The organism is Serratia proteamaculans, assembly GCF_008830365.1.
In the GTDB taxonomy this organism is placed as follows: Bacteria; Pseudomonadota; Gammaproteobacteria; order Enterobacterales; family Enterobacteriaceae; genus Serratia; species Serratia proteamaculans.
The window spans coordinates 49,530-63,336 of record NZ_WBKI01000005.1 but is presented as its reverse complement, the minus strand read 5'-3'; the positions used below and the strand labels follow the sequence as shown (position 1 = coordinate 63,336).

Annotated in this window: 6 protein-coding genes and 1 pseudogene; all 7 read left to right on the top strand. The window is 54.8% G+C overall.

Going from position 1 to position 13,807, the window contains the following annotated elements; all coding sequences use genetic code 11:
- The first annotated feature begins 22 nt into the window (after window positions 1–22).
- Window positions 23–2,197 (top strand): ABC transporter permease subunit, encoded by a 2,175-nt coding sequence (locus F8R23_RS17780; RefSeq protein ID WP_151415861.1) that lies wholly within the window; start codon window positions 23–25, stop codon window positions 2,195–2,197.
- Entirely contained in the window at window positions 2,194–3,846 is a 1,653-nt protein-coding gene (pstA, locus tag F8R23_RS17775) for a phosphate ABC transporter permease PstA (protein WP_112348678.1), read from the top strand. The genes F8R23_RS17780 and pstA overlap by 4 nt, the downstream gene beginning before the upstream one ends.
- 28 nt (window positions 3,847–3,874) lie before the next feature.
- Window positions 3,875–4,687: a phosphate ABC transporter ATP-binding protein PstB gene (gene pstB, locus F8R23_RS17770; protein ID WP_085118133.1), complete on the top strand. Its 813-nt coding sequence runs from the start codon at window positions 3,875–3,877 to the stop codon at window positions 4,685–4,687.
- Between the two features lie 229 nt (window positions 4,688–4,916).
- Window positions 4,917–6,566 (top strand): ShlB/FhaC/HecB family hemolysin secretion/activation protein, encoded by a 1,650-nt coding sequence (locus F8R23_RS17765; protein WP_232811097.1) that lies wholly within the window; start codon window positions 4,917–4,919, stop codon window positions 6,564–6,566.
- Window positions 6,567–6,627: 61 nt separating this feature from the next.
- Window positions 6,628–12,474, top strand: coding sequence for a DUF637 domain-containing protein (locus F8R23_RS17760; protein ID WP_151415860.1), 5,847 nt, complete (start codon window positions 6,628–6,630; stop codon window positions 12,472–12,474).
- Window positions 12,475–12,483: 9 nt separating this feature from the next.
- Window positions 12,484–12,849, top strand: coding sequence for a DUF596 domain-containing protein (locus tag F8R23_RS17755; RefSeq protein ID WP_073438616.1), 366 nt, complete (start codon window positions 12,484–12,486; stop codon window positions 12,847–12,849).
- Between the two features lie 126 nt (window positions 12,850–12,975).
- A pseudogene (locus F8R23_RS17750) lies at window positions 12,976–13,651 on the top strand (DUF637 domain-containing protein); the annotation flags it as partial.
- Window positions 13,652–13,807: the final 156 nt, after the last annotated feature.

The window sequence follows — 13,807 nt, the reverse complement described above, 5'->3', positions numbered from 1 at the left end:
TACATCAGCGACAGCGAGAGACATGGCACAGACTACGGTAAACCAACATCCCCGGGATCGGCTGCGTGCGCGCATCGACCGTAGCGTGCAGGCGGCTGTGACCGTCAGCGGGTTGCTGGTACTGATGACGCTAATGCTGATCTTCGTTTACCTGCTGTTTGCGGTGCTGCCGCTGTTTAAACCGGCAACGATGGGGCAGGCCAAGCCTTTGCCGATCAGCGCCACCGCGTCTGCTCTGGCGCTGGGCATGGATGTGCAGCAGCGTATCGGGTACCGCATTGATGCGCAGGGGCTGGGGCAGTTTTACCGATTGGTACCTCAGGACACTGCCGCTGCGGGCATACCGTTGTCGCAGCAGCCATTGCTGACTAAGCCGACGTTGTTGACTCAGGCGGCCGGTGAACGCGATCTGTTTGCTTTGGCGCAGGCCGATGGCCGCTTTATCGTTGCCAGCGCGGATTTTGCTGCGGCGAGCACCTCTGCACCACAGTGGCTATTTCCGCTGGGGCAACGGCCGCTAGCGCTGGATAAACAGGGGCGGCCGTTGGCGCTGCTGGCACTGTCCGAGGTGCGACACGGTCACTATCTGCTGGCTGGTGTCACTGATGACCACCGTTTGGTGTTTGGCCGTTTTGGCAGCGATCAAGCGCCGCAGTTGAGCGAAAGCCCGCTGGAGAGCGCGGTGCAGCAGTTGGTGCTGACGCCGGACGGCCGTCAATTATATCTGCTGTCGGGCAACCGACTGGCGCGCTATCAAATTAACGATACCCAGTTACAGCTTAAAGAAACGCGTATCCTCGGTGATCACACGCCTTATCAACTGACCGCCTTGCCCGGTGGCAGCGCGTTATTGATCGAAGCGGCTGACGGTGGCATACGCGAATGGTTCGATGTTGAAAAGGATCAGCGCTGGCAACTGACCCCGGTGCAGCATTTCGACCACCAGTCCGAACCGCAGGATTTGCTGGTGGCCGAGCCTTATCGTCGGGTGTTCGCAACCCTGAGACCTGACGGCGGCTTCTCTCTGTTCTCCAGCATTCAGCCGCAGCCGTTGCTGAACGGCAGGTTGAGCACCGGCGTACAGCAAATAGCATTCGCCCCACGCGGTGACGGTCTGCTGCTGGAAACGGCGCAGGGCTGGCAGCATTATCCAATCGATAACCCTTATCCCGACGTCACCTGGCGCTCGCTGTGGCACAAGGTGTGGTATGAGAATTACCCCGAACCGGCCTATGTTTGGCAATCTACTTCCGGTGAGGACAGCTATCAGGCCAAATTTAGCCTGATGCCGGTCATTTTTGGCACCTTTAAGGCAGCGGCTTACGCCATGCTGTTCGCCATCCCGCTGGCATTGGCCGGGGCGATTTATACCGCCTATTTCATGTCGGCCGGGCTGCGACGGGTGATTAAACCGGCGATAGAGGTGATGGGTGCGCTGCCGACGGTAGTTATTGGGCTGGTGGCCGGTATCTGGCTGGCGCCGGTGATTGAACATTATCTATTGGCGGTGCTGTCGCTGCCGCTGCTGTTGGCGGTAGTGGTGCTGGCCTGCGGCGCTCTGGTGAACAAGCTGACACCGCGTCGCTTGCCACCGGGCATGGATCTGCTGATCCTGCTGCCGTTGATGATAGCCACCGTTTGGCTGGCGTTCAGCGTGGGACCGTGGCTGGAGGTCAAACTGTTTGGCGAACCGCTGCATTTCTGGCTGGGCGATGACTATGACCAGCGTAATGCTCTGGTGGTCGGCGTGGCGATGGGCTTTGCACTGGTGCCTATCATCTTCTCTTTGGCGGAAGACGCCTTGTTCAGCGTGCCGGCGACGCTGAGCCAGGGCTCGTTGGCGCTAGGCGCGACCCAGTGGCAAACCGTGATGCGGGTAGTCTTGCCTTCGGCCAGCGCCGGTATTTTCTCGGCGCTGATGATCGGTTTTGGCCGAGCGGTGGGTGAAACCATGATTGTGCTGATGGCGACTGGCAATACGCCGGTAATCGACGGCAGCCTGTTCCAGGGACTTCGCGCCCTGGCGGCCAATATCGCTATCGAGATGCCGGAAGCGGTGGCCGACAGCAGCCATTATCGGGTGCTGTTCCTGACCGCGCTGGTGCTGTTTATTTTCACCTTTGTCTTCAACACGCTGGCGGAGGCGATCCGGCTGCGCCTGCGTAAACGCTATACCCTGAATCAGGAGGCGCCATGAAGCTTTGGGCAAAGAGCGGTTCGCCGTGGATCTGGCTGACCGCCGGATCGGTGGCCGTCAGCCTGCTGGCGTTAATCGGCATTATGCTGTTGCTGGCCGGGCAGGGGATGCGCTATTTCTGGCCCAGCCCGGTCTACCAGTTTGAGCTCAATCAGAGCGCTGCCGGGCCGGTGACAATGATCGGCGAGTTGTATCAGCAGCAGAGTATTCCGCGCCGTCAGTTGCAAGAGTCCGGCGTTGCGCTGCCGCCGGGGAATGCGCAGAGTTTTGAACGTTATCTGATCAAGGTGGGCAACCGAGAGAGCGAAGGCCAGGACTTCCGCACACTGCTGGCCGGTGACATTCTGAGCCAAAGCACGCCGCGCAATTTGCTGGTTCTGGAACGCAACAGCAATGGCACCGCCTATGGTTATCTGGCGGGTATGCTGGAGGACGGCCAGCCGTTGACCGGGCGTAACCTCAGCCAGGCGTTGCTACAGCGTTTGCCGCAAATTGCCGCGCTTTCGCGGCAGGCGCACGATATTCAGTTCCGCGATATGGCGCGTATCAACCAACGGTTTGACGCGTTGCGGCTGCGGGAGAAAAGCCTGCAGCATGACGACCAGCTCGACGCCCGTGCGCAGGCGTCCATCAAGGCAGAAAGGCTGGAGCTGCAGCGCCAGTATCGCTTGCTGTCTGATCGACTGGAAGGCTTGAACCGCGATCGCCACCGTGATGCGCTGCTGCTGCGTGATATGCACGGCCAGGTTCATACTATTTCGCTCAGCCAGGTGCGCGATGCTTGGTATCCCAATGCGATGCATACCACGCAGAAGCTGGTGCACTGGGGCGAGCAGGTGAAGAAATTCCTCAGCGACAGCCCACGTGAGGCCAATACCGAAGGTGGCGTATTCCCGGCCATTTTCGGCACGGTGTTGATGGTGATCCTGATGTCGATCGTGGTGATGCCGTTTGGCGTCATTGCCGCCGTCTATCTGCACGAATACGCCGGGAATAATCTGCTGACGCGGCTGATCCGTATTGCGGTGGTGAATCTGGCCGGCGTGCCCTCGATCGTCTACGGGGTATTTGGCCTCGGCTTCTTTGTTTATATGATTGGCGGCACGCTCGATCAGTTGTTCTATCCGGAATCGTTGCCCAACCCGACTTTTGGTACGCCGGGGGTGCTATGGGCGGCATTGACGCTGGCGCTGTTGACGTTGCCGGTGGTGATCGTTGCTACCGAAGAGGGGCTGTCGCGCATTCCTGCCTCCCTGCGTCAGGGATCGTTGGCCCTGGGGGCCAGCCGGGCGGAAACGCTGTGGCGCATCGTTTTGCCCATGGCCGCACCGGCAATGATGACCGGCCTGATCCTGGCGGTAGCGCGCGCCGCTGGAGAGACCGCGCCGCTGATGCTGGTGGGCGTGGTGAAATCCGTACCGGTACTGCCGGTGGATGATATTTTCCCGTATCTGCATCTGGAGCGGAAGTTTATGCACCTGAGCTTCCAGATTTACGATATGGCCTTCCAGAGCCCGAGCGTGGAAGCCGCCCGGCCGCTGGTATTTGCCACCGCCTTCCTGCTGGTGGCGATTGTGGTGGGGTTGAATCTGGCGGCGATGGGCATTCGACATTCGCTAAGGGAGCGATACAGAGCATGGTCGCAGTAACAATGAAGCTATTCCTGGGGAGTGCCTAATGAGTTTGATGACGCCAGGCAGTTTGCCCCGGCTGGATGTCCAGCATCTTGGTGATGAAGATACCGCGCTGTCGGTAACCGACCTCAACCTGTTTTATGGCGAGAAGCAGGTGCTGCACGATATTTCACTGCGAATTCCGAAACACCGGGTGACGGCGCTGATCGGCCCCTCCGGTTGCGGTAAATCGACGCTGTTGCGTTGTTTCAACCGGATGAATGATTTGGTGGATAACTGCCGGATTGAAGGCGATCTGCAGCTTAACGGTCAGGGCATCAGTGGGGCGCAAATCGATGTTGCGGCACTGAGACGGCGGGTCGGTATGGTGTTCCAGCGCCCGAACCCCTTCCCCAAGTCGATTTATGAAAATGTGGTGTATGGCCTGCGTCTGCAGGGCGTGCGCGATCGACGCATCCTTGATGAGGCGGTAGAGCGCTCGCTGCGTGCGGCAGCGCTTTGGCACGAGGTGAAAGATCGGCTGCGTGAGAACGCGTTTCGCCTTTCCAGCGGTCAGCAGCAGCGGTTGGTGATTGCGCGGGCGATCGCCATCGAGCCGGAAGTGTTGCTGCTGGATGAGCCGACCTCGGCGCTGGATCCAATTTCTACGCTCACCATTGAAGAGCTGATTTCTGCGTTGAAACAGCATTACAGCGTGGTGTTGGTGACGCACAACATGCAGCAGGCGGCGCGAGTATCCGACTACACGGCGTTTATTCACCAGGGCCGATTGGTGGAATATAACGACACCGATGACATCTTCACCTCGCCGCGCCAGCGCCGTACCGAGGATTACATTACCGGACGCTATGGTTGATTTACCCCTGCGGTGCTGCGCCGCAGGGAAACCACCGCAAAATGATTCAATTTTCACCCATCCTTCTGCAACCCCTCTCTGCGCATTGCATGCTTTTTTAATTTTTTAATAAAAATGATTCTCATTCGTATAGAAATGTTGCCCTGAAATGTTTAGACTTCGATAATGTGTGTAAATTATCGTAAATGGATGTTTTAAAGTGTGTGCATGGAAGCCCCGTTTCAGGATTTTGGCGCTCATTGTCTGTGGATGTTTTTTCAGCGTTACTCAGGCGGCTGAACCCTCCAGCCCGGCTGACCGGGACAGCATCAACCAACAGCAAAAGATGTTATTGGAACAGGCGCAGCAGCAGCGTGAAGCACTGCAAAACAATGTCGCGTTGCCTGCATTACCGCTGCCTGTGGCGAGTGCCGTCGAGGAAAACTGCCACAACGTGCAACGCATTGTATTTCAGGAGGCGGAGCATCTCTCCTGGTCGGTAAAAGATAAACTGGCCAAACCCTACCAGGGCCGTTGCCTGACGTTGAACCACATCAATCGCTTGGTGCGAGAAACCACCAATGCCTATCTGCAACGCGGCTATATCACCTCGCAGGCCTTCCTGCAGGATCAGGATATTGCTGGCGGTACATTGATCATCAGCGCCAGCGAAGGGCGGGTCGAATCCATCAGCCTCGCCGGGGAAAATACGCTGGCACTAAGCATGGTGTTTCCCGGTTTGGTCGGCGATGTATTAAACCTGCGGAATATCGAGCAGGGCATGGAACAGCTTAATCGGCTGCCCTCACAGCAGGTGAGTATCGATATCCAGCCTGGAACGCATTCTGGTTATTCAAACGTGATATTGCGGCGCGGTTCCACGCGTTTGCCCGTTGCACTTTCTTTTGGTGCAGACAACAGCGGCCAGAAAAGCACGGGCACCGGGCAGATGAATGCCGGCATAACGTTGGATAGTCCGTTGCGCCTTGCCGAACAGTGGTCATTTTCTGCGACACGTAACAGCGATTTCAGCCATAGCCATCGCAGCCGTAGCCTCAACGGCGGCGTGACCTTGCCCTACGGCTACTGGCTATTCAGCTATCAATATGCCTGGAATGATTTTTTCCAGAACGTGCCGTTCAATGGCGACGCTTACCGCTATAAGGGTAACAGTCAAACCCAGCGTTTGGGTGCCAACCGCACGCTGTTGCGAGACGGTACGCGCAAGTTTTCTGTCGACATAGGGCTGACGCGCAGGCGTACAGAGAACCAACTGGCGGGTGAACGTCTGGCTATCAGCAGCCCGACGCTCAGCGTATTTAGCCTCGGCGGAAATTACAGCGCGGTTGCCGGGCGCGGCTATCTGACGCTGAACCCGACGGTAAGCCACGGCCTGCCCATGTTGGGGGCAACACCTGATAATCCGCAGTATGGCGATGCGCCACGCAGTGAGTTTCGCAAGTTAAGTCTCAGTGGCAGCTACTTCTATCCCCTGACCTCCTCACTGTACTACCTCACCTCAGCCTATGGGCAAACGACAGCGGATAACCTGTATTCCAGTGAGCGCATTTCCGTCGGCGGGCAATATTCGGTGCGTGGGTTTAAAGAGCAGTATCTGACGGGTAACCGCGGCGCTTATTGGCGTAATGAGCTCAATTGGCAATGGATGACGTTGCCGGGGTTGGGGGAACTGTCTCTTACCAGCGCGTTGGATACGGGGTGGGTGCAAGGCCGGACTGGGAAAATTGACGGTGGCAATGTCACTGGGGCGGCCGTGGGGGTATCGATGAATGGGCGTTGGTTCAATCAATCGGCCACCTTGGGCAGGCCGCTGACACATCCCGACAGTTTTACGCCAGATCATTGGGTGGCTTACTGGCAAGCCACCGTCACTTTATAACGCCAGTACACAGCAAGGTGCTATCTGCGCCGATTATAAAATTTTTCGAGGGAGTGAAACGTTGGATAAATACAACCATCCGCTGGCCCGGTGCGCCAGTTACTTGCTGATTTACCTTACGGCGCTGCAACCATTGCATCCAGCCTTCGCCGCTGGTATCAACGCCGCCAACGGCAATTCTCAAGTGATTATCAAACCGGGCAATGTACCGGTAGTGAATATCGCCACTCCCAACGGTGCAGGCATTTCACATAATACCTATAAAGACTTTAACGTCGGCACGCCTGGCGCAGTGTTGAATAACGCGACACAGGGCGGTAAAACGCAGTTAGGTGTCGACATTATCAACGGCAACCCCAACTTCAAGGGCAAACCTGCCGATTTGATCATCAATGAAGTTATCGGCGGCAGCCGTTCCGAGCTGCAGGGCAAGCTGGAAGTGTTCGGCAACAAAGCCAATGTGATGATCGCTAACCCCAACGGCATCAGTTGCGATGGCTGCGGTTTTATTAATACCCCAGGTGTGACGTTGACCACCGGTAAACCGCAGTTCGATAAGAAAGGTGCGTTGGAAGCGCTGGAAGTCAAAAAAGGCACGGTTACTATTGGCGGTAAGGGGCTGGACGGTAACGCCCAGGATTATGTCGATATCATCAGCCGTGCCACAACATTGAACGGCAAAATTAATGCGAACAACCTGTCGTTGACCCAGGGTGCCAACCGGGTCAGTTTCAAGGATGGCACTATAAAATCCATCGCCGGCGAGGGCACCAAACCACAGTTGGCGGTGGATACCAAGGTATTAGGCGGCATGTACGCCAATAAAATTCGTCTGGTGGCCAATGAAGATGGTGTCGGAGTCAATCTGAAAGACCTCACCAGTAAACAGCGAGATATTACGTTGAGCGTCAACGGTAAAATCTCGCTCAACGGCACTACGCACAGTAAAACCGATCTCAACGTCAGCGCCAAAGAGCTGCATGTCACGCCGGGTACTATCGTGCAGGCCGACGGCAACGCCACGCTTGCAGCCACCAAACTGGTTAATGACGGACAGATCAGCACCAGTGGTGACATGCGGGTTTTTGGCGACCACATTCGTAATGCGGGAGAAAACGCCAAACTCCATGCCAACAAGAGCATGTGGATCCAGAAGGACGCGCAGGGTAATAAATCCAAATACGTCGAGAACCGTTCAGCGACCATCAGGACCAACAGCGGCGATTTGGTGATTCGTACTGACAAGCTTGATAACGTGCGCCAGAAGTTTGCTATTTCGTCGACAACGGCCCCGAAAGATAACAAGGATATTGACCGCTGGCTGGCTGATGGGGTGTATCAGGACCCGAATGATTTCCGATTCTTCGATTATCTGGCAGAACTCGAAGATAAAGACTTCAAATGGCTGGGACAGATAGATTTCAAAAAAACACCCTGGGTTAATAGCGAAAAGAGGCATTTTGCGGTGGTGACCGACAGCCGTTCCGCCGAAATAACCTCGGGGAAAAATGCTTATATCAATGCTTCAGAGCTCTGGAACCATGTTAGTACGCTGAAGGCTGCAAAAGACCTGATTTTGACCGGTAACAACCTCAAGGTTCGCAGCGAAATGGCCGGTGACCTGAATGACTACGCGCTTTTTGAGCCTAAAACGCCCAACCCCAATGTTGTCTTGGGGCATAAGTGGCAGGACGTGAAAACGACAACGCCGGAATATATTCTCTATGTCAGGAAAGGGACTCAAAAGAGCTGGTCCACTTCTGGTTATTCCGCTTCATCACTGCTTGCTGGCGGCAATCTGGTGGCGGATTTTAAAAAACAGATAGAAATAAACACCCCAACACCAAATGAAAACCAGCTCAATGACGTGAAAACGACCGGCCGCCCGGAAACCATCAGGGCGCAGAATGTGCTGCTGCACGCGGCCAATATCGTCAACACCGATGCCATTAATGCCACTGGCAATATCTCTGCCATCGCGGAAGACCGCGTTATTTTGGGGCAGGGGATGTTGTCGGCAGGAAAATCACTGGATCTGATGGCGGGCAACACCATAGATGCCTGGCAAAGCAAGCTGAAGGGGCAGGATGTCACCCTTACCGCCCGCACTGGTGAGATAAAGGTCCATACCAGCGAGAAACCTCACTATTACCATCCAGACGGGGTGCGCTGGCTGGGCAGCCTGGAAGCATCGCGCGACCTGACGCTGACGGCAGGGAGCACCATCACCCTGCTCAATACGTTGCTGGCACCACAAAGCCGTAACATCAGTATGACCGCTCCCGGCAGCATCTCTATTATCAAAAATGACGCCATCCTGACGCGCAATCGCCCCGGCGAGAACCTGCCGGCGGACAAACGACTGCAATACTTCAACGGCCTGCTTCAGGTCGGTGCGATGAAGGCCACCGGTTCGGTCTCGCTCAACAGTGGCGGCTATCTGGCGTTGCGCGGCGCCAACATCCATGCCAGCAAGGACGTGACGCTGCTGGCCGGGCACAATGCCGACCTCAACTACCGCGCGCTGGACGGCAATTATGGCCATCCCTTTGTATCCTCGCGCACCCCAGAACTGGGCAGCCGGATACACGCCGGTGGCGACCTGTTGATTAACTCGGCCCGTGACCTGGGCACCCAGGGCGGCACGCTCTCTGCCAACGGCAACATCACGTTGCTGGCCGGGCAAAACCTGTGGCTGTCCAACGTGGCTTATTCCGCCATCGATGCCGCCAACGACAACAACAAGGATGACCGTCATGCAGTGACGACCATCAATGCTGGAAAAAACCTGACGGCGGCGGCCAACAATCAGTTACTGACCTACGGCGCCAAACTCACCTCCGGCGGCAATATGACCCTGACATCTGGTGCCGACACGCGCTTTGAGGCGGTGCAAAACCATACATACCGCGAGGGCAACAAGGAGTTTACCGAAACACGAACCCAGCAGGGCACAGAGCTAACTGCTGGTGGCCTGATGACGATCATTTCTAATGGCAGCATTTTGTTCCAGGCGACCAAGCTGGTGGTTAAGGGGTTGGGGGCCAACTGGAAGCCGCCGGTCGCGGTGACTGACTGGGGCCAACGCATTGCGGTAGCCGAGCAGCAGATTCAGAATGCGCAGCAGCGCATTAATCAGGCACAGCAGGAAAAAACAAATGCTGAACACGTTGTGACGCAACGCCTTTCGTCCGTTCAGCAAGCAGAAGTCGCCGTCAGGGATGCTGAGGAAAGACGGGACGAGTTTATGCGTAATAATCCACCTCACGAATATGGCAGCGGCTGGTCAGCTGAAGTAGGGAGCTGGGATAAGTTTGTAACGCAACGTGAAGCAGAACTTGGTGCTGCCAGAAATAGTTTGGCTGCTGCTCGAAATGACGTCGCACAGGCAGAGCAGCGAATCAATCAAGGCAACAACACAAAAAACGAGGCACAATCACGCCTAACAACCGCACGCAATGAGGCGATAAGCAAAGGGGCGGACGAAGCCAAACAAAAAGCCCAGGTCGACGCCCACAACCAGGCCGAAGCCATGCGCGCCGGCAATATGGACATAGCGGCCAAGGGCGGTTATCTCTACGCCCAGGCAATGGAAGAGTCCAGCCACTACGAGAAAACCGAGAAGAAACGCAAATGGTGGGGCAAGAAAACCGAAGTTAAGCAGACTCGCCATGATGTAGCCAATAAGGTCACCGAGTTTACTGCCGCCGGCAACATCAACCTAATGAGCCGCGACGATAGCACCTATGAAGCCAGTAAAATCGCCGCCGGGCAGAATGCTCGATTAACCAGCACATATGGGCAGGTTAACTTCCGTGCCGTAAAAAATACCTCCTTCGAGCAAACGATCAGCAACTCGAAAGGTTTCTTCATCAAGCAATCCAATAAAGGCTATGAAGACAACAAGTGGGTGCTGCCGAGCATTCATACTGGCGGTACGCTGACCGTCGATGCGGCAAAGGGTGTTAGCGCCGACGTGAAGGCGAAAAACGGCCAGGTGCTGCAAAGCGCGATAGATGCGCTGGGTAATACGCCGGGCACCACCTGGGTAAAAGACCTCAACAAACGCAACGACGTGCAGTGGAACACCGTTAAGGACGCCTACGACAGTTGGGACTACAAGAGCCAACACCTGAACCCGGCGGTGGCGGCGGTGATTGCCATTGCAGCGGCGGCAGTGACCGCGGGCAGTTCGCTCACGGCGCTAGCTGCCAGCAATGTTGCCGGGGCCATTGGTGGCGGTGCAGTGACCAGTGGTGCGGTGACGGCCGGGATGTCGTCGCTGGCCTCTCAGGCGGCGGTAGCGCTGGTAGAAAACCAGGGTAATTTGTCAAAAACGCTAAAAGTGCTGGGCAGTCGCGAGAGCGTGAAGGCGACGGCCACGGCGATGGCGATTGGTGGGGCGCTCAACGGGTTTGACAGTGCGATGGGCTGGAGCAAGGACGCGGCTGGCAAGCCGCTCAACCCAAACAACGTCAAGCTGCCGCAGCTGAGCAACGGCGACTGGAGCAAGGTGGCGCAGCGGGTGGCGGGGCAATCGGTCATCAGCTCCAGCCTGAATACCGCCATTAATGGCGGCAGCTTTAAGGACAATCTGACCAATGCCCTGTTGGCCAATATCGGCAGCCAGATTAATGCCGAAGGGGCGAAGCTGATTGGCGATAACGGCGCAGTATTGGGCGTAGTCGGTAAATCTGTCAGCCATGCGGTGGTGGCGGGTGTGGCGGCGGAAATCGGCCGCGGTGACGGTAAAGGTGCGGCGGCTGGGGCGCTGGCGGCGGAGCTGGCTGGCGTGATTATGCAAAGCACGCTGTTTGAACCGGCTAATCTCAATGAAAAGGAACGGCAGCTCTACCGTCTGCAGGAAGCGTTAAACGGCAATGAAGTAAAAGAGCAAACGGCACGAGTAATCGGGGCTTTGACCGGGGCGTTGACAACGCATACACCGGAAGGCGCCTACAGTGCTGCGGACAGTGCACAGTCGGTTTATCGCTACAACATGACCGAACATATGTTGATGCAGTACGCATTGGATAATCAGAAAGATATCCTTGCTGCCGATAAAGGCGATGCAGCGGCGGCAAAACGCGTAGTGGCTCGCCGGGAAGCCGCAGCCATTGTGGCGACCGTAGGTGGCGGTGGTGTGGTTCTTGCTGCGGGCGGCATAACATTGGTTGGTGCGGCACCGGAGTTGGTTTTAGCCGCTCGCTTGGCCATTGCTAGCTGTAAAACCAATCCGGCACTTTGCCTGAATCAGGCTGGGATTTATGCGGCAGACATTGTGGCACCGGAGGCGATAATTGGAACGGGAGCCGTCACTACCGGCAGCACGCTGATCTTGGGGAAAACCGAGGATAGCGTTAAGAAGCTGACGCAGCAGTTGGTGAAGACTTCAGACGAGTTGTATAAAACAAAAAATTTCAATGCTCAACCGGTTGCCAATTTCATCAAGGGCGAAACGGCTGCGGGTACAAACTTGTCAACGAAGACCGCGGATTATCTGCGAGATATTCAGAAGGTTAATACTGACCAACTGGTTAAACTTTTCGATAAAACGCAGTCAGATGGTAACGTAACAGTTTTTGGTAAGTCTATAGCTCAAGTTTTGGGCGATGGAGGGAGTAATAGAAAAGGAACAACAAAAGTTTTTGCTTCTGAATCACTTGGCGATAAGGAAATCTATGACTATGCACAATCACTTGCTGGAGGCCTTCCTCTTAAAGAGGTTAGAAATTCGAAAGGCATTGTTTATTATGCTAAGTTTGAAGGAAAAATAATAAACCTGAGAAACTACTCTACAAGTGCACAAGAGTCGAAAGCTCGGTGGACGATTGATATTATCGGGAATAAAGATATAAACAAAGTTTCGAATCTTTCCGATAACAAGTTTGAAATGAAGTTTAGATAGGTGATCTTTATGCTTACGATAGAACAATATGAAAATAGGAAAGAAGCTCTTGAGGGGGCATCGATGGTGACTATTTGGGAAAATATTCATCCGGATAGTCTATCAGGTAAAATATCACTTTCTTTTAATGATGAGAAAGAGTTGTTCCTCTGGTTTATCGAACGTTTGATGAATGAAGGGAAAGTAAAACTTGGCAGCGGAGGCATGCTCTTGACGGGGACGGTAAAAGAACAGGTAGATAAGTTTCGAGCCAGTTTTCCTAATACTCCTGAAGAGATGGAGTATGGAGCTTTTAATGGATATTGGTTTTTATCTGATGCTTGCCCTGCTGGTCTTGTCTGGATCCACGAGAGTGGCTATAAGGATTGGACCTGATATACACAGAAGCGGCTCTTCGGAGCCGTTTCCTACCTAATTCTTTCTTCACAAAAATACCAATACGCTTAGCGAGTTATGGTCTCCTCGAGAAGAGGGCATCTGGCGTGGGGAGCTAGATTGCCCCAGCACGCAGCGGGGCAGTCTGTTATCAGCTCCAGCCTGAATACCGCCATCAATGGCGGCAGCTTTAAGGACAATCTGACCAATGCTCTGTTGGCCAATATCGGCAGCCAGATTAATGCCGAAGGGGCGAAGCTGATTGGCGATAACAGCGAGGTATTGGGCGTAGTCGGTAAATCTGTCAGCCATGCGGTGGTGGCGGGTGTGGCGGTGGAAATCGGCCGCGGTGACGGTAAAGGTGCGGCGGCTGGGGCGCTGGCGGCGGAGCTGGCTGCAATCACATTGGGTGATATTTTTACAGAGCCGGCAACGCGGGACGCTAAAGTGCAGTCTGCTGGGCGTATTATTGGCGCGGTAACCGGTGCAGCTATCACTAACTCTGCCAAGGGAGCCAGCAGTGGAGCCTCCGCTGCTGAGAATGTGCTGGTTTACAATTTCCTGATGCATGATGAACCGGCAAAAATGGCGAAGAAGCTTGCCGACTGCAAAGGTAATAGCGGTTGTGAAATCAATGTTCGCCGGGAAATGGCACAATTGTCGGCGAAAAATGAAAAAAAATTTTGAATCATGTCGGATTTCGGGCAATGGGGACTGTATCAACGATATGTTATTGGGGATCTCTGATGCAACAGGCTTCAGGGAACTGGGTCTCCAACTGGGATTTGATATTGCTTCGCAGGCTATAAAAATCTCCTTGCTGATATTTTTCATTGTTTCATATTTAATTGATGGTATAGAAATGGTTTCTCTAATGTCGGGTGCTATTTTTGTGGTTGGTCGATAATTTTCTTGATATGTTGATAGTTGAAGCTTTAACTTTTTTATTGTTAGTTCA